Source organism: Ramlibacter sp., assembly GCF_036676645.1.
Lineage (GTDB): Bacteria > Pseudomonadota > Gammaproteobacteria > Burkholderiales > Burkholderiaceae_C > Ramlibacter.
The window spans coordinates 40762-61306 of the sequence record NZ_JAKFCM010000007.1; the positions used below are offsets into that span (position 1 = coordinate 40762).

A 20545-nucleotide genomic window follows, 5' to 3' on the forward strand; every position below is an offset into this window, starting at 1 on the left:
GTTTGACGACAAAGGACTTTCTAGTAAAGATCCGCTGTCACGCCCGGGCCGCTCGGTCAAGGATTGACAGCCGCAACGGCCAACACGCGGGTTTTCACGGAAGGGTTTTCCATGGCACGCACCCTCGTCGGCCAGCGCATTCGCGACCAGCGCCGCGCCCAGGGCGTCACACAGGCGGCACTGGCGCAGCGGGTGGGCATCTCGCCTTCCTACCTCAACCTGATCGAAAGCGACCGGCGCAACATCGCCGGGGCGCTGCTGCACCGCATCGCGCAGGCGCTCCAGCGGCCGCTGGAGGAATTCGACGGCGCCGCCGAGCGCCGCCTGCTCGACGACCTGGCGGAGATCGCGGCCGAGCCGCTGCTGTCCGCGCTGCACCTCGACGCGGCTTCGGCAGCCGACCTGGTGGCGCGCCATCCGGGCTGGGGCCGCGCCCTGGTGGCGCTGCATCGCGCCGGCATCTCGCAGCGGCAGACGGTGGCGGCCCTGTCCGACCGGCTCAGCCAGGACCCGTTCGTGGCCGAGGCCGTGCACGCGCTGCTCACCCGGCTGACGGCGATCCGCTCCGCGTCCGAGATCCTGGAGGGCGAGGAGACGCTGGACGGCGCGCACCAGCGCCGCTTCGTGTCCATCATCGCGCAGGACAGCCGCCGGCTGTCGGACGTGGCGCAGGCACTGGCCTCCTTCCTCGGCCGCGACCTGGCCTCGGGCCCGCCCAGCACGCCGGCGGCGGAGGTGGACGACTACCTGTTCGACCGCGGCAACCATTTCCCGCAGCTGGAAGACGCCGCCCGGTCGCTGGCCGGCGAGATCGGCGCGGCGATGCCTGCCACGGCCGCCCTGGCGCAGTGGCTGCGCGAGCGGCATGGCCTGCAAGTGCGCGACGCCGACTGGGAGGCCGGGCCCGCGCGCAGCTCCGGCAGCGAGCCGTCCTCCCCCCTCGTGCTGGAACTCCCGGCCCTGGCCAGCCCGGCCAGCCGCCGCTTCGCGCTGGCCCGGGCCGCCTGCGAGCGCGCCTGCGGCGACGCGGTCGAAGCGGAACTGGCGCGCGCCCAGGGCGTGCTCGCCAGCGAGGCCGCGCGGCGGCGTGCGCGGCGCGCGCTGTTCGGCTACGCCGCCGCGGCGCTGCTGATGCCCTACGAGGTCTTCCAGGCCGCGGCCGCGGCGGCGCGCCACGACATCGAGCTGCTGGCGCGCCGCTTCGGCACCAGCTTCGAGCAGGTGTGCCACCGGCTCGCCACCCTGCACCGGCCCGGCGCCGAGGGCATCCCGTTCGGCTTCCTGCGCACCGATCCGTCCGGCTTCGTGACCAAGCGCCTGTCGCTGCCGCGCCTGCCGCTGCCACGCTGGGGCAATGCCTGTCCCCTGTGGGCCGTGCATGCGGCCTTCCGCAGCCCCGGCAGCATCGTGCGGCAGCTGGCCGAATTCCCCGGCGGGGACCGCTACCTGATGGTGGCGCGTGTGGTGGAGAAGGACGGCACCGGCTTCGGCGCGCCCCCGCGCCTGCTGTCGGTCATGCTGTTCTGCGACGCCCTGCACGCGGACCGCCTGGTCTACGGCGACGGCATGGACCTGACGCCACGCGCGCCGGCCACCCCGGTGGGGCAGGCCTGCCGCGTCTGCGTGCGGCGCGATTGCAGCTGGCGCCAGGAAGAACCCCTTTTCGATGCGGGCATGTCCTGAGGCTGCCGCGACGCGCCGCCGCTAGACTGGGCCGCTCCAACACAGCGGCAGGCAGCCATGGCGGCACGCGTTCTGATCGCCGAGGACGAGGCGAACATCTCCGAATCACTGAGCTTCATTCTCAGCCGGGAAGGCCACGCCGTGTCCACGGTGGCCGATGGCGAAGCGGTCCTGCAGCAGCTGCGGCGCGGCCTGCCCGACCTGCTGATCCTCGACGTGATGCTGCCCGGGCGCAACGGCTTCGAGGTACTCAAGGCGATCAAGGCCGACGCGCGCCTGCAGTCGCTGCCGGTGATCGTGCTGACCGCCAAGACCCAGCAGCGCGACCGGGAAATGGCCGAAGCCATCGGCGCGGCGGCCTACCTGACCAAGCCCTTCGCCAACCGCGACCTGGTCGAGCAGGTGCGGCGGCTGACCCGCGCGTGAAGCCGATCGAGCGCCTCTCGCGGCAGCGCCTGCGCAGCGCGGCGGTGGTGCTGCCCTTCCTGGGCGCGTTCCTGCTGCTGCCGCCGTTCCTGCCGCTGTTCACCGCGCGCGTGCAGGTGCTGGGCATGCCGCTCATCGTCGTCTACATCTTCGGCGTCTGGGCCGCGCTGATCGGGCTGGCCTGGTGGCTGGCCCGGCGGATCGGCGGCGAGCCGGAACCGCCGGCCTGAAGCGATGCCGGGACTCCAGGTTCGTGGCGGCGCCGCGGCACGGCCCTCCGGGGAGACCCGGGCCCGCTGAAGCACAGCCGGCCGCACGCCTATGCTCTCGGGCAACCTGATCCTTGCGACCGCGCTGCTGTACGTCGCGGTGCTGTTCGGCGTCGCCTTCCTCGGCGACAGCCGTGCGCGCCAGGGGCAGCTGGGCTGGCTGCAGTCGCCGGTCACCTACACGCTGTCGATCTCGATCTACTGCACCTCCTGGACCTTCTACGGTGCGGTGGGCTCGGCCGCCCGCAACGGCCTGGAGTACGTGACGATCTACCTGGGGCCCACGCTGGTCTTCGTCGGCTGGTGGCTGTTCCTGCGCAAGCTGGTGCGCATCGGGCAGCGGCACCGCATCACCTCGATCGCCGACATGCTGTCCTCGCGCTACGGCAAGAGCGCCGGGCTCGCCGCCCTGGTCACCGTGATCGTGGTGGCGGCCTCCACGCCGTACATCGCGCTGCAGCTCAAGGCCGTGACCACCAGCTTCCAGGTGATCAGCGGCTCGGGGCCGGCCGCCCTGTCGGGCTTCTACAGCGCGCGGCCCAACTTCCACCTCGCCTTCTGGATCGCCGCCGGCATGGCGGTGTTCACCATCCTGTTCGGCACCCGCAACATCGATGCCAGCGAACGGCATCCCGGGGTGGTGGCGGCCATTGCGCTGGAAGCCGTCGTCAAGCTGGTGGCCATGCTGGCGGTCGGGCTGCTGGTGGTGTTCGGCATCGGCGCCGGTCCGGCGGACGTCTTCGCCCGCATGCCGGCCGACATGCTGCATGCGCAGGAGGTGTTCGGGCCGCGCTGGGTCACCTTGTGCTTCCTGTCGGCCACCGCGGTGATCTGCCTGCCACGCCAGTTCCAGGTGACGGTGGTGGAGATCGGCGACGAGCGCCACCTGCGCACCGCCGCCTGGCTGTTCCCGCTGTACCTGTTCCTGATCAGCCTGTTCATCCTGCCGATCGCGATCGCCGGCCTGTCGCTGCTGCCGGCCGGTGCCAACCCCGACATGTTCATGCTCACCCTGCCGATGTGGGCCGGCCGGCAGGAAGTGGCGCTGCTGGCGTTCCTGGGCGGCTTCTCGGCGGCGACCTCGATGGTGATCGTGGCGGCGATCGCGCTGTCGACCATGATCTCCAACCACATCCTCCTGCCGCTGGCGCTGCGGCTGCCGTGGGTCTCGATCAACGCCAGCGGCGACGTGCGCCGCATGCTGATCCGCAGCCGGCGCGTGAGCATCTGCCTGATCCTGCTGCTGGCCTTCGTCTACTTCCGGCTGAGCGCCCGCTTCAACCCGCTGGCATCGATCGGCCTGACCGCCTTCGCCGGCGCGGCACAGCTGCTGCCCTGCCTGATCGGCGGCCTGTTCTGGCGCCATGCCACCGCCCGCGGCGCGGTGGCCGGGCTGGCCGTGGGCGCCGCCATGTGGGCCTATACGCTGCTGCTGCCCAGCTTCCAGGGCGCGTGGCTGCTGTCGCCGACCGACATCGCCGAGGGCCCGTTCGGGCTGCCCTGGCTGCGGCCGCAGCAGCTGTTCGGCATGCACGGCGTCGATCCGCTGGTGCACTCGGTGTTCTGGAGCCTGACCTTCAACACCGCGGTGTTCATCGGCGTCTCGCTGATGCGTGAGCCGCGCCCGCTGGAGCACCTGCAGGCCACGCTGTTCGTCGACGTCTTCCGCCGGGGCAGCGCGGACACCTCGCGCTTCGTCAGCCGCTCGGCCGACACCTATGACCTCAACGTGCTGGCGCAACGGCTGATCGGGGTCGACGAGGCGCGGCGGCTGTTCGCCGCCGGCGGCCACGGCGGCAACCCGGCGCCCGGCGACCCGGTCGCCGACGACGTGCTGATCACCGAGCTCGAGCGCAGGCTGGCCGGCAGCGTCGGCGCGGCATCGGCGCGCGCGATGGTCTCGCAGGTGGTCACCGGCGAGACCATCAGCCTGGCCGGGCTGCTGCAGATCGCCGACGAGACCCAGCGGGTGCGCGACTACAGCCGGCAGCTGGAGACGCAGTCCAGGGAACTGGCCGAGACGGCGCGGGAACTGCGCGTGGCCAACGAGCGGCTCAAGGCCCTGGACAGCCAGAAGGACGACTTCCTCAGCCAGGTCAGCCACGAGGTGCGCACGCCCATGACCTCGATCCGCTCGTTCTCCGAGATCCTGCTGCAGACTCCCGGCCTGGAGCGGGCCCAGTCCGAGCGCTTCCTGCGCATCATCCACGACGAGAGCATCCGCATGACGCGCCTGCTCGACGACATCCTGGAGCTGAGCGTGCTCGAAGGCGGGCACAGCACCTGGGCGCTGCGCGCCATCGACCCGGACGTGGCGCTGGAAAGCGCGGTGAACATCTGCCGCGGCCTGTCCAGCTCGGCCCGCCTGGAAGTGGTGCGCACGCCGCACGACAAGGGGCCCTGCGTGATGGCCGACCCCGATCGCCTGAGCCAGGTCTTCATCAACCTGATCTCCAATGCGATCCGGCACAACACCGATCGGGCCCCGCGGGTGCTCATCACCAGCCGGCTGGACGACGGCCACTACGAGCTGACCGTGCAGGACAACGGCCCCGGCATCGCACCCGAGGTGCAGGACCGGCTGTTCTCCAAGTTCACCCGCGGCGGAGTGCCCCGCCTGCCGGGCATGCAGGGCGCCGGCCTGGGCCTGGCCATCAGCTGGCAGATCGTGCGGCGGCTGGGCGGGACGCTGGAGCTGGTGCCGGGGACCGGGGCCGGAGCCTGCTTCCGCATGCGACTGGCACGCATCGATGCCGCCGGGTCCGCCGCGGCAGCCGCGCCGGCGACCCCGCAGCCGGCGACGCCGATCCAGTAGCCCGGCCGCGCGGCAGCCAGCCTCGGCGCGCCGGCCGCCCGGCCTGGCTAGACTGCGGGGCATGCACTGCCACCCCGTGGACCCGATGCTCTGCCCCTTGTGCGGGCAGGCCAACCGCTGCGCCCATGAGCTGGAGAAGGCCAGCGGCCGGCCGCAGCCGCCCTGCTGGTGCACCGGCGTCGACTTCGCACCCGAGCTGCTCGCCCGGGTGCCGGCGGAAGCGACGGCCAGGGCCTGCATCTGCCCGGCCTGCGCAGCCGGCAGCGCACGCTAGCCCGGGGCGCTTCCGCCCCGCAGCGCCCGCGGCGGGCGGCGCTCGCGAATAATGGCCGCATGTGCCAGCTGCTCGGGATGAACTGCAACACACCCACGGACATCACGTTCAGCTTCACCGGTTTTGCACAGCGCGGCGGGCGCACCGACCACCACGCCGACGGCTGGGGCATCGCCTTCTTCGAAGGACGGGGCCTGCGCCACTTCGTCGACCACGAGCCGGCTTCCCGGTCGCCCGTCGCCGAGCTGATCCGCCGCTATCCGATCAAGAGCCGCAACGTCATCGCCCACATCCGCAAGGCCACCCAGGGCGAAGTGGCATTGGAGAACTGCCACCCCTTCGTGCGCGAGCTGTGGGGGCGCTACTGGGTGTTCGCCCACAACGGCGACCTGAAGGACTTCCAGCCGCGGCTGCACGCCGGTTTCCAGCCGGTGGGCAGCACCGACAGCGAGCGTGCCTTCTGCTGGATCCTGCAGGAGCTGCGCAAGTCGCACGCCGGCGTGCCCAGCGTGCAGGAGCTGACGCTCACGCTGCGCGAACTGGCGCCCCGCATCGCGCGGCACGGTCCGTTCAACTTCCTGCTGTCCAATGGCGAGGCCCTGTGGGCGCATTGCGCCACCAGCCTCTTCCATGTCGAGCGCAAGCATCCTTTCGCGCATGCCCGCCTCAGGGACGAGGACCTGTCGATCGACTTCGCCCGCCACACCACGCCGCAGGACCGGGTGGCGGTGGTGGTCACCGCGCCGCTGACGGTGAACGAGCACTGGGCCGCCATGCAGCCGGGGGAACTGCGCGTGTTCGTGGACGGCAGCGCCCTGGCCTGAACCGGCTCATCCGGCCAGTGCCGCCTCCAGCGCATCGACGAACATCGCCGGCACGTCGAAGCCGGCCTGCTGGTGGATCTCCTGGAAGCAGGTCGGGCTGGTGACGTTGATCTCGGTGAGCCAGTCGCCGATCACGTCCAGGCCCACCAGCAGCAGGCCGCGCGCCGCCAGCAACGGCCCGAGCGCCTGCGCGATCTCGCGGTCGCGCGGCGTGAGCGGCTGCGCCACTCCCTTGCCGCCGGCGGCCAGGTTGCCGCGCACTTCCGATCCCTGCGGGATGCGCGCCAGGCTGAACGGGACCGGCTGGCCGCCGATCACCAGGATGCGCTTGTCGCCCTGCACGATCTCGGGCACGAAGCGCTGCACCATGATGGTGGTGTCGCCCTGCCCGTTGAGCGTCTCGGTGATCGAGCCCAGGTTCAGGCCGTCGGCGCCGACCCGGAAGATGCCCATGCCGCCCATGCCGTCCAGCGGCTTGAGGATGATCTCCCGGTGCTCGGCGTGGAAGCGCCTGACCTCCTCGGGGTCGCGCGTCACCAGCGTGGGCGCGACGAACTGCGGGAACTCCATCACCGCCAGCTTTTCCGGGTGGTCGCGCAGCGCCCGCGGGCTGTTGAACACGCGCGCGCCCTCGCGCTCGGCCTGCTCCAGCAGGTGGGTGGCGTAGAAGTACTCCGGATCGAAGGGCGGGTCCTTGCGCATCAGCACCGCATCGAAATCCCTCAGCGCGCGCACGCCGTCCGCCGTCTCGACGAACCAGTCCTCGTCCGATCCGGTCAGCCGGATCTCGCGCACGCGGGCCTGCACCGGCCCGCCCGAGCGCCACGACAGGTGGCGCGGCTCGCACGCGGCGACCGCATGGCCGCGCCGCTGCGCCTCGCGCATCATGGAGAAGGTGGTGTCCTTGTAGACCTTGAAGGCCTCCAGCGGATCGGCAACGAAGAGCAGCTTCATCGTTTGGCGTGGCAGTGGCGGGGCGTTCAGGTGCGCGGCGCCGGGATGGCGAGACCGCGCTGCACGGCCGGGCGCGAAAGGAAGGCATCGAGGGCGCGGCGCACATGCGCGAACCGCTCGAACTCCACCAGCTCGCCGGCGCCGTAGAAGCCGACCAGGTTGCGCACCCAGGGGAAGGTCGCGATGTCGGCCAGGCCGTACTCGGGTCCGGCAAGCCAGGCGCTTTCGCCCAGGCGCTGGTCCAGCACGGCCAGCAGGCGCTTCGCTTCGGCGACGTAGCGGTCGCGCGGGCGCTTGTCCTCGAAGTCCTTGCCGGCGAACCTGTGGAAGAAGCCGACCTGGCCGAACATCGGCCCGACCCCGCCCATCTGGAACATCAGCCACTGCACCGCCTGCCAGCGCAGCGCCGCATCGCGCGGCAGCAGCTGGCCGGTCTTCTCGGCCAGGTACAGCAGGATGGCGCCGGACTCGAACAGCGCCAGCGGCCGCCCGCCCGGGCCGTCGGGGTCGAGGATGGCCGGGATCTTGTTGTTCGGATTGAGCGACAGGAACTCGGGCGAGAGCTGGTCCTGGTTCTCGAAATCGACCCGGTGCGCCTCGTAGGGCAGGCCGGTTTCCTCCAGCGCGATCGACACCTTCACGCCATTGGGTGTGGTCAGCGAATACAGCTGCAGCCGGTCGGGGTGCTGCGCCGGCCACTTGCGGGTGACGGGGAATTTGGACAGGTCCGTTGTCATGCCGACACCGTAGCACGCCTGCCCCGGGGGCCACGGCGTGTGGATTTTCCGGGCGGCGCGGCATGGGTTTGCGCGGAGACGCCGCGCCGTGCAACCTGCCTACACTGGCCCGGCAGCGATGGGCTGCGACCCCGTTCGACAGGAGTCCGAACGAACAAGCTATTCCTGGTTCCCCTGGCGCTGGCCCTGGCGGCGGCCGGCGCGAGCGCCGACACGCTCAAGAAGGTGGCCGACAGCAACCGGATCACGCTGGCCTACCGCGAGGCCTCGGTGCCTTTCAGCTACCTGGCCGGGCCCGAGAAGCCGGTGGGGATGATGGTGGAGATCTCCGAGGCCATCGCCGCCGAGGTCCGGAAGGTCACCAACAAGCCCAACCTGGAGGTGGGCTGGCAGGCGGTGACCTCGGCCAACCGGATCCCCTTGCCGACCAACGGCACGGTGGACCTGGAATGCGGCTCCACCACCAACAACAGCGCCCGCGGCAAGGACGTGCAGTTCGCGATCAACCACTTCTACACCGGCACGCGCCTGCTGGTGAAGAAGGGCAGCGGCATCAAGGACTGGGCCGACCTGGCCGGCAAGACCGTGGCCACCACCACCGGCACCACCAACTTCCAGGTCATGCGCAAGCACAACGCCGACAAGAACCTGGACATGAACATCATCGCAGCCAAGGACCACGCCGAATCCAAGCTGCTGGTGGAGTCCGGCCGCGCCGTCGCCTTCGGCATGGACGACATCCTGCTGTACGGCCTGAAGGCCAGCGACCGCACCCCGGCCGACTGCGAGGTGGTCGGCGAGGCGCTGCAGGTGGAGCCGTATGCCTGCATGCTGCGCAAGGACGACCCGCGGTTCCATGCGCTGGTCAACCGCGTGATCGGCGGCATGATGAAGGACGGCTCCTTCGAGAAGCTGTATGCCAGGTGGTTCACCTCGCCCATCCCGCCGCGCAACGCGAACCTCGGCTTCCCGATGGCGCCCGAGCTGAAGGAGAACCTGAAGGCCCAGAGCGACAAGCCGGCCACCTGAAGGCGGCGCAGCGCGCCGCCGCAGGTGGCCGCCCCGGCGAACGCCGGGGCCCAGAGGCGAACGCCCCGGCCCCAGGGGGCCGAACGCCCCGGCCCAGAGGCGGAATGCCCTGGAGGCGGACGCCGGGTCCCAGAAACGGACGCAGGGCGCCCCGTCCTTCGTTCCTAGATCTCGACCTTCGCCCCGAGCTCCACCACCGCGTTGCTCGGCAGGTTGAGGTACTCCGCGGCCGCACCCGCGTTGTGGTGCATCTGCGCGAACAGCTTCTCGCGCCAGGGCGCCATGCCGCCGCCCAGGGTGGGCACCACCAGGTCGCGCGACAGGAAGTAGCTGGTGGTCATGGGCTGCAGCTCGCAGCCGCGGCCGCGCAGCTGCTCCAGCGCACGCGGCACGTCGTAGTCGTTCTTGAAGCCGTAGTGGATCACCACCTGCCAGCAGTTGCGCCCGAGCGACTCCACCTCCAGCCGCTTGCCCATGCCGATCCACGGCACCTCGTGGCTGCGCACCGTGACGAACAGGTTCTGCTCGTGCAGCACCTTGTTGTGCTTGAGGTTGTGCAGCAGCGCATTGGGCACCGCGCCCGGCTCCGCCGCCATGAACACCGCCGTGCCCTCCACCCGCGTCGGCGGGCTGACGAACACCGCGTCCAGGAAGCTCTTGAGGTCGATGGCGTCACTGAGCAGCTTTTCGTTGAGGATGGCGCGGCCGCGCTTCCACGTCATCATCAGCGTGAAGATCGCGCCGCCGATGACCAGCGGAAACCAGCCGCCGTGCAGCACCTTGAGCAGGTTGGAGGCGAAGAAGGTCAGGTCGACCACGAAGAACCAGCCGGTCGCCAGGATGCACAGCCACAGCGGATAGCGCCAGCCGTAGCGGATCACGAAGAAGGTCAGCACGGTCGTGATCAGCATGTCCAGCGTCACCGCGATGCCGTACGCCGCCGCCAGGTTGCTGGACGAGCGGAACAGAACCACCGCCAGCACGATGGCCACGAACAGGCCCCAGTTGACGAAGGGAATGTAGATCTGGCCAGTCGCGCTGACGCTGGTGTGCTGCACGTTCAGGCGCGGCAGGTACCCCAGTTGCAGCACTTGCTTGGTGACGCTGAAGGCGCCGGTGATCAGCGCCTGGGAGGCGATCACGGTGGCCGCCGTCGCCAGCCCCACCAGGGGCAGCAGCGCCCAGTCGGGCGCCATCATGTAGAAGGGATTCTTGACCGCTTCCGGCCGCTCCAGCAGCAGCGCGCCCTGCCCGAAGTAGTTGAGCGTGAGCGCCGGCATGACGATGGCGAACCAGGCCAGCCGGATCGGCTTCTTGCCGAAGTGCCCCAGGTCGGCATAGAGCGCCTCCGCGCCGGTGACGCACAGCACCACCGCGCCCAGGATGATGAAGGTGGTGCCCGGGTTGCGCCACATGAATCCCACCGCGTGGTGCGGGCTGATGGCCGTGAGGATCTGCGGGTGGTCCACGATGTTGGACACGCCCAGCACCGCCAGCACCACGAACCACAGGGAGGTGACCGGCCCGAAGTAGCGCCCGACGCCGCTGGTGCCGTGTTTCTGGAACGCGAACAGGCCGAACAGGATCAGCAGCGTCAGCGGGATCACCCAGTCGACGAACCGCGGCGAGACCACTTCGAGGCCCTCCATGGCCGACAGCACCGATATCGCGGGCGTGATCACGCCGTCGCCGTAGAACAGGCAAGTCCCGAAGATGCCCACGGCCAGCAGCAGGGCCCGCAGTCGCGGCTTGTCCTTGATCGCCTGCGAGGCCAGCGCCAGCATCGCGACCAATCCGCCCTCGCCGTTGTTGTCGGCGCGCAGGACCAGGACGACATACTTGATCGTGACGATGACCGTCAGCGTCCAGAAGAAGATCGACAGGATCCCGTACACGTTGCCCGCCGTGAAAGGCACGTGGCCGGAGCCGAACACCTCCTTGACCGCGTACAGGACGCTGGTGCCGATGTCGCCGTAGACGACGCCGATGGCGCCGAGGGTGAGTGCCGCGAGCGAGTTTTTGCTTGTTTGCACGAAGGAGCCCCGTCTTCGCGCGGGTGCAATCGGGACAACCCGGGACCGCGTATTGTGCGACGCCTGCGCAGCTCTTCAGCCTGCGATGTTGCAGCGCAGCAACTGGCGCCCGGCCGTTCAGTCGTAACTCTCGGCGTGCGGGTCGGTGGCCTCCAGCTCGTAGCTGGCCGCCAGCATGGCGAGCCGGCCGATCACGCCGTACATGTAGAAGCGGTTGGGGGCGCTGGCGCCCGGCTTTTCGCCCGGCTGAGGCAAGCGCGTACTTTCGGCGAAAGCCAGCGGCACGAAGCCGGCCCCGGGCGCATTCAGGTTCTCGTCGATGCCGCGCTCGGGGTGCACCCGGTAGAAGCCGCCGACCACGTAGCGGTCCATCATGTAGACGACCGGTTCCGCCACGGCGTCCTGGATGCGCTCGTAGGTCTGCACGCCCTCCTGGATGATCACGTCCTGCACCGGCCGGCCGTCCTTGACCACGCCCATCTTGTTGCGGGTGCGGCGGTTGAGCTGCTCCAGGTCCTTGACGTCGCGCACGGTCATGATGCCCATGCCGTAGGTGCCGTTGTCGGCCTTGACCACCACGAACGGCTTCTCGTTGATGCCGTATTCCTTGTACTTGCGCCGGATGCGGGTGAGCAGCGCATCGACGTTGGTGGTCAGGCAGTCCATGCCGGCGCCCTCGGCGAAGTTGATCTCGCCGCAGCGGTTGAACATGGGGTTCACCAGCCAAGGATCGATGCCCAGCATCTTGCCGAAGCGCTTGGAGACCTCCTCGTAGCTCTGGAAGTGGCGGCTCTTGCGCCGCACCGACCAGCCCGCGTGCAGCGGCGGCAGCAGGTACTGCTCGTGCAGGTCTTCCAGGATGCCGGGCGCGCCGGCCGACAGGTCGTTGTTGAGCAGGATGGTGCAGGGGTCGAAGTTCTTCAGCCCGAGGCGGCCCTGGCTGCGCACCACCGGCTCCAGCAGGATCGCCTCGCCGGTGGGCAGGCGCACCGTGGTGGGCTCCTTGATGTCCGGGTTGATCGAGCCGATGCGCACGTTCAGGCCGGCCATGTGGAAGATGCGCTGCAACTGCAGCACGTTGGCCAGGTAGAAGGTGTTGCGCGAGTGGTTCTCCGGGATCACCAGCAGGTTCTTGGCCTCCGGGCAGATCTTCTCGATCGCCGCCATCGCCGCCTGCACCGCCAGCGGCAGCATCTCCGGGGTCAGGTTGTTCCAGCCGCCCGGGAACAGGTTGGTGTCCACCGGCGCCAGCTTGAAGCCGGCGTTGCGCAGGTCCACCGAGGTGTAGAAGGGCGGCGTGTGCTCCATCCACTCCAGCCGGAACCAGCGCTCGATGGCAGGCATCGATTCGAGTACGCGCTGCTCGAGTTCGTTGATCGGCCCGGTCAGGGCGGTGATGAGGTGGGGAACCATGCAGCCTTCGATCGCGGGGGTTCGACGATTGTAGAAATCTGGGGCCGCCGGCGCAGCTTGCAAGGCGCGGCGGCGCTCACCCCTGGCGCGCCAGCGGCAGGTTCAGCAGCAGGTTCTGCGGCTTCAGCCGCAGCCGCTGGTCTTCGTCCATCGCCATCGCCAGGTACACCGGATGGCCGGCCACCTGCGGCGCCACCAGCCGCGGGTCGCCGAACTCCAGCCGGAACAGGCACAGCATGCGCTTGCCCTGGGCGGGTTCGATCTCCTCGCCCCGGTACAGCGCGTTGAGCACGGCACTCGCCTGCGCGTCCAGGCCGACGTGCCAGACCCAGTGGTCCTCGTCGATTTCGCGCTCGGGCTGCACCCGCACTTCGACCGCCAGGAAGTGTCCGACCCAGCGCTCGATCACGCGGCAGAGCGCGTCCAGGGCGGACTGCCCGTGGTTGAGGGCGATGACGAAATCGTGCGCTTCGCTGCGCGCCCAGTAGTCGCCGGCGTTGGCATCGTTCAGCACATCCAGCTCGGCGGTGCGCGGCGTGGCCCCGGCCTGGCGCAGCAGCTGCCCGATTCCGCCGAAGCTGGCCTCGGCCTGGCGCTCGACCGTCTCCTCGTCGGCCGCCATCACCTGGCCGTCGTCCTGGATGGCGATGCGCTGGGGGCGGAACAGCATCTCGGCTGCCCGCGCCTGCATCGGCGTCGCTTCCTCGCCCAGAATCTGCCGCAGCAGCACCTGGGTGAGCAGGTGCACCAGGACCGGCGGCACGTCGACGTCGGCGCGGAACAGCTGCAGGTAGCTGGCTTCGAGGGTCGGGCCGGCGAGCAGGCGGCCACGGAATCGCAGCCAGACCTCGTAGTTGGACTGCGCGTCCGGGTCGGCGAGGGTGTGCAGGCGGGCGGGGTCGACCGGCTGCCGCGGGTGGTCCAGCAGCCACTGGTGCAGCGAGCGTTCGCTGTCGCAGGATTCGGGCACCGGCGCCAGTTCGGGCCGCAGCAGCAGGCTGCGCAGGAAGTCGTCGGTGACGGTGAGCTGGCCTTCGGGGCCGGGTTGCAGAAGCCGCCAGCCGCAGCCGCGCCAGAAGTCGGGCATGGCGGCTAGCTTCGCGTCTCGCCCTGGCCGAGCACCACCCACTTCAGCGAGGTGAGCCCCTCGATGCCCACCGGCCCGCGGGCGTGGAACTTGTCGGTGCTGATGCCGATTTCCGCGCCCAGCCCGTACTCGAAGCCGTCCGCGAAGCGGGTGCTCGCATTGACCATCACGCTCGCGGAATCGACTTCGCGCAGGAAGCGCTGGGCGTGCACGTGGTCGCGCGTGACGATGGCATCGGTGTGGTGGCTGCCGTAGTGGTTGATGTGGGCGATCGCTTCGTCCAGGCCGGCCACCACCTTGATGCTGATGATGGGGGCGAGGTACTCCTCGTACCAGTCCTGCTCGGTGGCGTCCTTGAGCAGGTCGCCCGGCGCCGCATCCGCCAGGATGGCCCGGGCCTCGGGATCGCAGCGCATCTCCACGCCCTTGGCCGCAAGCACCGCGCCGATCTTCGGCAGGAATTCGGCGGCGATCCCGCGCGCCACGAGCAGCCCTTCGCTGGCGTTGCACGGGCTGTACTTCTGGGTCTTGGCGTTGTCCACCAGCCGGGTGGCCATCGCCAGGTCGCAGGGGTCGTCGACGTAGGTGTGGCAGTTGCCGTCCAGGTGCTTGATCACCGGCACCTTCGCCTCGCGGCTGATGCGCTCGATCAGGCCCTTGCCGCCGCGCGGGATGATCACGTCCACGTACTGCGGCATGGCGATCAGCTGGCCCACGGCCTCCCGGTCGGTGGTCTGCACCAGCTGCACCGCGTCCTCGGGCAGGCCGGCCTCGGCCAGCGCTTCGCGCACCAGCCGGGCCAGCGCCTTGTTCGACTCGATCGCCTCCGAGCCGCCGCGCAGGATGCAGGCGTTGCCGCTCTTGATCGACAGGCTGGCGGCCTCGACGGTCACGTTGGGGCGGCTCTCGAACACCATGCCGAACACCCCGATCGGCACCCGCATGCGGCCGACCCGGATGCCGCTGGGCTGCTGCGTCATGCCGCTGATCTCGCCGACGATGTCCGGCATGGCGGCCAGCTGTTCGCAGCCCTCGGCCAGCGTCTCGACGATCCGGTCCGTGAGCTTCAGGCGATCGATCATGGGCGCGGACAGGCCGGCTGCCCGGGCACGCTCGATGTCCTTGCGGTTGTCGGTCTCCAGGACGCCCATCGAGGAGCGCAGCTTGCGGGCCAGCGCGCGCAGCGCCGCGTTCCGGTCGGCCGCCGAGGCCGCCGACATGCGGGTGCTGGCCTGGCGGGCCTGCAGGCCCAGCGTCTGCATGGACTCGGCGACGTTCAACGCGTTCATGGCCGGAATTATCCCCTGCCGCCTGGAGGCGGGGGCGAGGCCCCCGGGCGCCGGGTCAGGCGCGAGCGCCCGCGCTGCGCCCGCCCCCGGCCGCCGGGGGCGGGACGGCCGCAACCGCGAGGCACAGCTCGCTGGCCAGCCGGTGCAGCGCCTGCCACCCGTCCGGCGGCCAGCCCGGGGCCTTGAGTCCCTTGACGATGCCGTCGACCACATGGGCGGCCTGCAGCAGGTTGTCCAGCGCCATCGGGGACAGCCGCGGCAGCACCCGCTCGAACAGCCGCTCCTTCAGGCCCCAGACCCGCTGCTCGCGCAGCGCCAGCGGCAGCGGGCGGCCGGCGGCGATCGCATCCTTGACCCGCTTGAGCGCCCGGATGTCCTCGGCCAGCGTGTAGTGCACCAGCACCTGGGCCTCGCCCTCGGCCTGCAGGCCGTCGAGCATGCGCTGCACCCGCGCGAGCTGCCCGGCCAGTGCCGCCTCCGACAGCTTGAAGACGTCGTAGCGGGCGACGTTGAGCACGGCGCTCTCGACCTGCCCGAATCCCAGCTCGCCGGCCGGGTACAGCAGGCCCAGCTTCTGGATCTCCTGGTGGGCCGCCAGCAGGTTGCCTTCCACCCGGTCGGCGAAGAACTGCAGCGTGCGCTGGCCTTCCTCGCCCGCGGCCACCCGCTGGCATTGCCGCGCCAGCCGCTGGGCGATCCACTGCGGCAGGGCGGCGCGCTCCACCGGCGGCAGCTCGACCGACGCCCCGGCGCCTTCCAGCGCGCCGAACCAGGCCGACTTGCGGGTCTGGAAGTCCAGCCTGGGCAGCAGCACCAGGGTCAGGGTGCTGTCGTTGCCCGCGGCCTGTCCGGCCATCTGCTGCAGGGCTGCGCTGCCCTCCTTGCCCGGCTTGCCCGAGGGGATGCGCACTTCGACCATCTGGCGATCGGCGAACAGGCTGAGCGAGCCGCCGGCCGCCAGCACCGCGCTCCAGTCGAAATGCGCGCCGGCCACCGTATGGACGCTGCGCTCCGAATAGCCGGCGGCGCGCGCCGCTTCACGGATCGCATCCGCCGCCTCCTGCACCAGCAGCGGCTCGTCGCCGTGCAGCACGTACAGCGGCCTGAGCCCCTTGCCGAGGTGCGCGGCGAGCTGGGCGGCGGCAACTTGCATGGGCCGCTAGTGTAGGCCCCGCCGTGCTGCGCTCAGCGCTGGAGCGCCTGCAGCGCCACCTGCCGGAAGGTGTCGACCGCGCGGTCGATCAGCGCCGGCGCGATGGTCAGCGGCGGCGCGAAGCGGATCACGGTTTCATGGGTCTCCTTGGACAGCACGCCGCGCCGCGCCAGCTGCTCGACCAGTGCGCGGGCGGACCCGTGCGCAGGGTCTATGTCCACGCCCACCCACAGGCCGCGCCCGCGAACGTCCCGGATCAGGGGCCGGGCCGCCCGCTGCACGTCCTGCAGACTCTGCATCAGGTACGGGCCCAGCTCGGCGGCGCGCTCGACCAGCCGCTCCTCCTGCAGCACGCGCAGGCCCTCCAGCGCCACGGCGGCGGCCAGCGCGTTGCCGCCGAAGGTGGAGCCGTGGCTGCCCGGATCGAACACCCCCATCACCTCCTCGTCGGCCAGGAAGGCGCTGACCGGCAGCAGCCCGCCGCCCAGCGCCTTGCCCAGCACCAGCGCATCGGGGCGGATGCCTTCGTGCTCGAAGGCGAACCAGCGCCCGGTGCGCCCCAGCCCGGCCTGCACCTCGTCGTCGACCAGCAGCACCCGGTGGTGCGTGCACCAGTCGCGCAGCTCGCGGAAGAACCCCGGCGGCGGCACGACCACGCCCGCCTCGCCCTGGATCGGCTCGACCAGCACGGCGCAGGTGTTCGGCCCGGCCGCCGCCCGCACGCTGCCCATGTCGCCGAAGTCGAAGTGGCGAAAGCCGGGCGCGAACGGGCCGAAGCCGGCGCGGTACTCCGGCTCGCTGGAGAAGCCGACGATGGTGCTGGTGCGGCCATGGAAGTTGCCGCGCGCCACCAGGATCTCGGCCTGCCCGTCGGGGATGCCCTTGATCCGGTAGCCCCAGCGCCGCGCGCACTTGATCGCGGTCTCCACCGCCTCGGCACCGGTGTTCATCGGCAGCGCCCGGTCGAAGCCGGCCAGCGAGCACAGGCGGGCCAGGAAGGGCCCGAGCGTGTCGCCGTAGTAGGCGCGCGAGGTCACCGCCACGCGCTCGAGCTGGGCGCGCGCCGCCGCCACCAGCCGCGGGTGCAGGTGGCCGTGGCTGACGGCGGAGTAGGCGCCCATCATGTCGATGTACTCGCGCCCCTCCACGTCCCAGACCAGGCAGTCCAGCGCCCGTGCCACCACCACCGGCACCGGCTGGTAGTTGTGCGCGCCGTAGCGCGCCTCCAGGGCGACGTAGTCGCCGCTGCCGGGCGCTGTCTGGCTGTCCATCGCGGCTCTCCCGGGCCCATGGGGGCCCCTCGCTGAGCCACTGTACGCAGGGCCCGGTCGGGTTGGCGTCGGAGAAAGCCGCATCCAGCGGCTCAACCGGCCCGGACAGGGCCGCGATACCCCGCGACTTCCCGGCCGTGCGGCTAGATGCTCTTGACGGCCGCCAGCCGCCGCATCAGCTGCTGCACCAGGTCGTTCTGCATGTCGCGGTACAGCAGGCCTTCCTCGGCCTCCTTGGCCAGCACCGCCGACTCGTTGAAGCTGACGTCGCGCTCCTGGACCAGTTCGGTCGCGGGGATCAGCTCGCGGCCCTGCGCCGTGCGCAGGCGGAACGTGAAGCGCGTGCGCAGCTGGAACTCGCGCACCTGGCCGGTGGCGTTCAGGCCGACCACCACCTTCTCGCGCTGCTCGGCGATGACATCCAGCACCACCTGGGCCTGGCTGGGCGGCTCGCCGGGCGCCAGCACGCGCACATCGCCGCTGCCTGCCAGGGTGCGGCGCAGCTGCGCGCCCACGCCCGAGGTCGAGCCCGGAATGGCGATCGAGTCGAACGCGAAGTCCGGGGCCTCGCGCAGCCGGAACCCGCAACCCGCCAGCGCGAGCGCCGCGGCGGCCAGCAACGGGCGGCGCTGCATCAGACCACCACGTTGACCAGGCGGCCGGGCACGACCACCACTTTCTTCGGGGTGGCGCCGCCGCCGAACCTGGCGAACGCCTCGCTGGCCAGCGCCAGCCGCTCGATCTCCTGCTGCCCGGCACCCGCCGGCACCGACAGCGAGCCGCGGTGCTTGCCGTTGACCTGCAGCACCAGCTGGACCTCCTCCTGTTCCAGCGCCTGCTCGTCGAGCTGCGGCCAGGGCGCGTCGAGCAGGTCGCCGTGCAGCTCCACGTAGCCCAGCGCGTCCCAGAGGGCATGCGTCACGTGCGGGGTGACGGGGTAGAGCACGCGCAGCAGGATGCCGAAGCCCTCGGCCTGCGCGGCGGCCGCGCCCGGCTCGTCGCCCCCGCCACGGAAGTCCTCCAGCGCGTTGAGGATCTTCATCGCGCCCGACACCACCGTGTTGTATTGCATGCGGACGTAGTCGTAGTCGACCTGCCTGAGCACGGTGTGCACTTCATGGCGCAGCGCCTTGGCCGCCTTGCCGAGCCCGGCCGGCGCGCCCAGCTGCTGCAGGTGGCCGGCCACGGCGCCGCCCGTCGACAGCTTGTGGCCGAACTGCCAGACCCGGCGCAGGAAGCGGTGGCTGCCTTCCAGGGCGGCGTCGTTCCACTCCAGCGTGGCCTCCGGCGGCGCGGTGAACATGGTGTACAGGCGCGCGGTGTCGGCGCCGTACTGCTCGATCAGGTCCTGCGGGTCGACCCCGTTGTTCTTGGACTTGGACATGGTGGTCCAGCCCTCGTAGGTGACCGGCTGGCCGTCGGCCCTGGCGGTGGCCGAGATCACCTTGGCATGCTCGTCGCGCAGGATGTCCAGCTCGTGCGCCCAGAAGTACTGCTTGCCGGTGGTGGTGCGCGAGAACGCCTCGTTGAGCACCATGCCCTGGGTCAGCAGCTTCGTGAACGGCTCGTCGATCTTCACCAGCCCGAGGTCGCGCATCACCTTGGTCCAGAAGCGCGCATACAGCAGGTGCAGGATGGCGTGCTCGATGCCGCCGATGTACTGGTCCATCGGCATCCAGTACCGGGTGCCCTCGGCCACCATGGCCCGGTCGTTCTTCGGGTCGCAGTAGCGCATGAAGTACCAGGACGAATCCACGAAGGTGTCCATGGTGTCGGTCTCGCGCCGTGCCGGCTTGCCGCACACCGGGCAGCTGCACTTCAGGAAGTCCTCGCGCTTGTTCAGCGGGTTGCCGCTGCCGTCGGGCACGCAGTCCTGCGGCAGCACCACCGGCAGGTCGTTCTCGGGCACCGGCACGGCGCCGTGCTCGTCGCAATGGATGATGGGGATCGGGGTACCCCAGTAGCGCTGGCGGCTGATGCCCCAGTCGCGCAGCCGCCAGGTGGTCTTCTTTTCGCCCAGCCCCTGCTGCTGCAGCGCGTGGGCCACCGCATCGACCGCCTGCTGGTAGCCGTATCCGCTGAAGTTGTCGGAGTTGATGGTGACCCCGCGCTCCTTGTCGGCATACCAGTCCTGCCAGCGGTGGTAGTCGTAGGTCTCGCCGTCCACCTGCACCACCTGCAGGATCGGCAGGCCGTACTTGAGCGCGAAGGCGAAGTCGCGCTCGTCATGGCCGGGCACGCCCATGACGGCGCCATCGCCGTAGCCCATCAGCACGTAGTTGCCGACCCACACCTCGACCGGCTGGCCGGTGAGCGGGTGCGTGACGTGCAGGCCGGTGGGCATGCCCTCCTTCTCGCGCAGCGCCAGTTCGGCTTCGGTGGTGCCGCCCTTCTTGCAGTCCTCGATGAAGGCGGCCAGCTTCGGGTTGCCGCGGGCGGCGTGCGCGGCCAGCGGGTGCTCCGGCGCCACCGCGCAGAAGGTCACGCCCATGATGGTGTCGGCGCGCGTGGTGAACACGTGCATGCGGCCACCGCCGATCGGCTGGCCGTCCTCGCCGCGGATGTCGTGCGGGAAGGCGAAGCGCACGCCCTCGCTGCGGCCGATCCAGTTCTCCTGCATCAGCTTGACGCGCTCGGGCCAGCCCGGCAGGTTGTGCTGCACGTGGTCGAGCAGTTCGGCGGCGTAGTCGGTGATCTTCAGGTAGTAGCCCGGGATCTCGCGCTTTTCGACCACGGCGCCGGTGCGCCAGCCCTTGCCGTCGATCACCTGCTCGTTGGCCAGCACCGTCTGGTCGACCGGGTCCCAGTTCACCACCTGGGTCTTGCGGTAGGCGATGCCCTTTTCCAGCATCTTCAGGAACAGCCACTGGTTCCACCTGTAGTAGCTGGGGTCGCAGGTGGCGACCTCGCGCGACCAGTCGATGGCCAGGCCCATCGCCTGCATCTGCCCCTTCATGTAGGCGATGTTCTCGTACGTCCACTTCGCCGGCGGCACGCCGTTCTTCAGCGCCGCGTTCTCCGCCGGCAGGCCGAAGGCGTCCCAGCCCATGGGCATTAGGACGTTGTAGCCGTTCATGCGCAGGTACCGCGTCAACATGTCGTTGATCGTGTAGTTGCGCACGTGTCCCATGTGCAGCTTGCCGCTGGGATACGGCAGCATCGAGCAGGCGTAGAACTTCTTTCGTCGCGCGTCCTCGACCACGCGGTAGGCATCGCGCGCGATCCAGTGCGCCTGCGCGGCCTTCTCGACCTCGTGGTGGTTGTACTTGTCTTGCATGGTGGAAATTG

At 70.3% G+C, this 20545-nt stretch carries 17 protein-coding genes; 7 read left to right on the top strand and 10 right to left on the bottom strand.

The features are described 5' to 3' along the window. The first annotated feature begins 111 nt into the window (after positions 1–111). From V6M57_RS00655 to V6M57_RS00680, 6 genes are all read left to right on the top strand, one after another. Entirely contained in the window at positions 112–1683 is a 1572-nt protein-coding gene (locus tag V6M57_RS00655) for a helix-turn-helix domain-containing protein (RefSeq protein ID WP_332813039.1), read from the top strand. A gap of 57 nt (positions 1684–1740) precedes the next feature. Next, entirely contained in the window at positions 1741–2109 is a 369-nt protein-coding gene (locus tag V6M57_RS00660) for a response regulator transcription factor (RefSeq protein WP_332813040.1), read from the top strand. Beyond that, complete coding sequence (locus tag V6M57_RS00665) at positions 2106–2339, top strand: hypothetical protein (RefSeq protein WP_332813041.1); 234 nt, start codon at positions 2106–2108, stop codon at positions 2337–2339. Before V6M57_RS00660 ends, V6M57_RS00665 begins: the two co-directional genes overlap by 4 nt. A gap of 91 nt (positions 2340–2430) precedes the next feature. Beyond that, on the top strand, positions 2431–5193 hold the full coding sequence (locus V6M57_RS00670) for a sensor histidine kinase (RefSeq protein ID WP_332813042.1): 2763 nt from the start codon (positions 2431–2433) through the stop codon (positions 5191–5193). Between the two features lie 61 nt (positions 5194–5254). After that, positions 5255–5467, top strand: a complete 213-nt coding sequence (locus V6M57_RS00675; RefSeq protein ID WP_332813043.1) for a cysteine-rich CWC family protein — start codon at positions 5255–5257, stop codon at positions 5465–5467. Positions 5468–5526: 59 nt separating this feature from the next. Continuing rightward, positions 5527–6291 carry a class II glutamine amidotransferase gene (locus V6M57_RS00680; RefSeq protein WP_332813044.1) on the top strand — a complete coding sequence of 255 codons (765 nt, stop codon included), beginning with the start codon at positions 5527–5529 and terminating at the stop codon, positions 6289–6291. A gap of 6 nt (positions 6292–6297) precedes the next feature. Here the strand turns inward: V6M57_RS00680 and gshB are convergent, their stop codons facing one another. Both gshB and V6M57_RS00690 read right to left on the bottom strand, forming a co-directional pair. Continuing rightward, positions 6298–7245, bottom strand: coding sequence for a glutathione synthase (gene gshB, locus V6M57_RS00685; RefSeq protein ID WP_332813045.1), 948 nt, complete (start codon positions 7243–7245; stop codon positions 6298–6300). A 26-nt stretch (positions 7246–7271) separates the two neighbouring features. Then, entirely contained in the window at positions 7272–7982 is a 711-nt protein-coding gene (locus V6M57_RS00690) for a glutathione S-transferase N-terminal domain-containing protein (protein ID WP_332813046.1), read from the bottom strand. Positions 7983–8147: 165 nt separating this feature from the next. Between V6M57_RS00690 and V6M57_RS00695 the strand changes: the two genes are divergently transcribed. Beyond that, the gene (locus V6M57_RS00695; protein WP_332813086.1) at positions 8148–9011 is read left to right on the top strand and encodes a transporter substrate-binding domain-containing protein; all 864 of its coding nucleotides are present in this window, start codon (positions 8148–8150) and stop codon (positions 9009–9011) included. 164 nt (positions 9012–9175) lie between these two features. Here the strand turns inward: V6M57_RS00695 and V6M57_RS00700 are convergent, their stop codons facing one another. The 8 genes from V6M57_RS00700 to leuS form a co-directional block, all read right to left on the bottom strand. Continuing rightward, positions 9176–11044 carry a potassium transporter Kup gene (locus tag V6M57_RS00700; protein ID WP_332813047.1) on the bottom strand — a complete coding sequence of 623 codons (1869 nt, stop codon included), beginning with the start codon at positions 11042–11044 and terminating at the stop codon, positions 9176–9178. Between the two features lie 117 nt (positions 11045–11161). Then, the gene (gshA, locus tag V6M57_RS00705; protein WP_332813048.1) at positions 11162–12457 is read right to left on the bottom strand and encodes a glutamate--cysteine ligase; all 1296 of its coding nucleotides are present in this window, start codon (positions 12455–12457) and stop codon (positions 11162–11164) included. 76 nt (positions 12458–12533) lie between these two features. After that, on the bottom strand, positions 12534–13544 hold the full coding sequence (locus V6M57_RS00710; protein ID WP_332813049.1) for a DUF6352 family protein: 1011 nt from the start codon (positions 13542–13544) through the stop codon (positions 12534–12536). A 5-nt stretch (positions 13545–13549) separates the two neighbouring features. After that, the gene (locus tag V6M57_RS00715) at positions 13550–14833 is read right to left on the bottom strand and encodes a glutamate-5-semialdehyde dehydrogenase (protein ID WP_332813050.1); all 1284 of its coding nucleotides are present in this window, start codon (positions 14831–14833) and stop codon (positions 13550–13552) included. 55 nt (positions 14834–14888) lie between these two features. Beyond that, positions 14889–15986, bottom strand: coding sequence for a DNA polymerase III subunit delta (gene holA / locus V6M57_RS00720; RefSeq protein ID WP_332813051.1), 1098 nt, complete (start codon positions 15984–15986; stop codon positions 14889–14891). Between the two features lie 32 nt (positions 15987–16018). Beyond that, positions 16019–17257, bottom strand: a complete 1239-nt coding sequence (gene rocD / locus V6M57_RS00725; protein WP_332813052.1) for an ornithine--oxo-acid transaminase — start codon at positions 17255–17257, stop codon at positions 16019–16021. A gap of 143 nt (positions 17258–17400) precedes the next feature. After that, positions 17401–17892: an LPS-assembly lipoprotein LptE gene (locus V6M57_RS00730; RefSeq protein WP_332813053.1), complete on the bottom strand. Its 492-nt coding sequence runs from the start codon at positions 17890–17892 to the stop codon at positions 17401–17403. After that, positions 17892–20534 carry a leucine--tRNA ligase gene (leuS, locus tag V6M57_RS00735; protein ID WP_332813054.1) on the bottom strand — a complete coding sequence of 881 codons (2643 nt, stop codon included), beginning with the start codon at positions 20532–20534 and terminating at the stop codon, positions 17892–17894. Before leuS ends, V6M57_RS00730 begins: the two co-directional genes overlap by 1 nt. Between the last annotated feature and the right edge of the window lie 11 nt (positions 20535–20545).

Excerpts from the sequence above, each read along its gene's own strand:
- V6M57_RS00730 (WP_332813053.1), bottom strand. The coding sequence starts at position 17,892 with ATGCAGCGCCGCCCGTTGCTGGCCGCCGCGGCGCTCGCGCTGGCGGGT.
- V6M57_RS00710 (WP_332813049.1), bottom strand. The coding sequence starts at position 13,544 with ATGCCCGACTTCTGGCGCGGCTGCGGCTGGCGGCTTCTGCAACCCGGC.
- rocD (WP_332813052.1), bottom strand. The coding sequence starts at position 17,257 with ATGGACAGCCAGACAGCGCCCGGCAGCGGCGACTACGTCGCCCTGGAG.
- V6M57_RS00680 (WP_332813044.1), top strand. The coding sequence starts at position 5,527 with ATGTGCCAGCTGCTCGGGATGAACTGCAACACACCCACGGACATCACG.
- V6M57_RS00655 (WP_332813039.1), top strand. The coding sequence starts at position 112 with ATGGCACGCACCCTCGTCGGCCAGCGCATTCGCGACCAGCGCCGCGCC.
- gshA (WP_332813048.1), bottom strand. The coding sequence starts at position 12,457 with ATGGTTCCCCACCTCATCACCGCCCTGACCGGGCCGATCAACGAACTC.
- leuS (WP_332813054.1), bottom strand. The coding sequence starts at position 20,534 with ATGCAAGACAAGTACAACCACCACGAGGTCGAGAAGGCCGCGCAGGCG.
- holA (WP_332813051.1), bottom strand. The coding sequence starts at position 15,986 with ATGCAAGTTGCCGCCGCCCAGCTCGCCGCGCACCTCGGCAAGGGGCTC.
- V6M57_RS00715 (WP_332813050.1), bottom strand. The coding sequence starts at position 14,833 with ATGAACGCGTTGAACGTCGCCGAGTCCATGCAGACGCTGGGCCTGCAG.
- V6M57_RS00670 (WP_332813042.1), top strand. The coding sequence starts at position 2,431 with ATGCTCTCGGGCAACCTGATCCTTGCGACCGCGCTGCTGTACGTCGCG.
- V6M57_RS00690 (WP_332813046.1), bottom strand. The coding sequence starts at position 7,982 with ATGACAACGGACCTGTCCAAATTCCCCGTCACCCGCAAGTGGCCGGCG.
- V6M57_RS00660 (WP_332813040.1), top strand. The coding sequence starts at position 1,741 with ATGGCGGCACGCGTTCTGATCGCCGAGGACGAGGCGAACATCTCCGAA.
- gshB (WP_332813045.1), bottom strand. The coding sequence starts at position 7,245 with ATGAAGCTGCTCTTCGTTGCCGATCCGCTGGAGGCCTTCAAGGTCTAC.
- V6M57_RS00675 (WP_332813043.1), top strand. The coding sequence starts at position 5,255 with ATGCACTGCCACCCCGTGGACCCGATGCTCTGCCCCTTGTGCGGGCAG.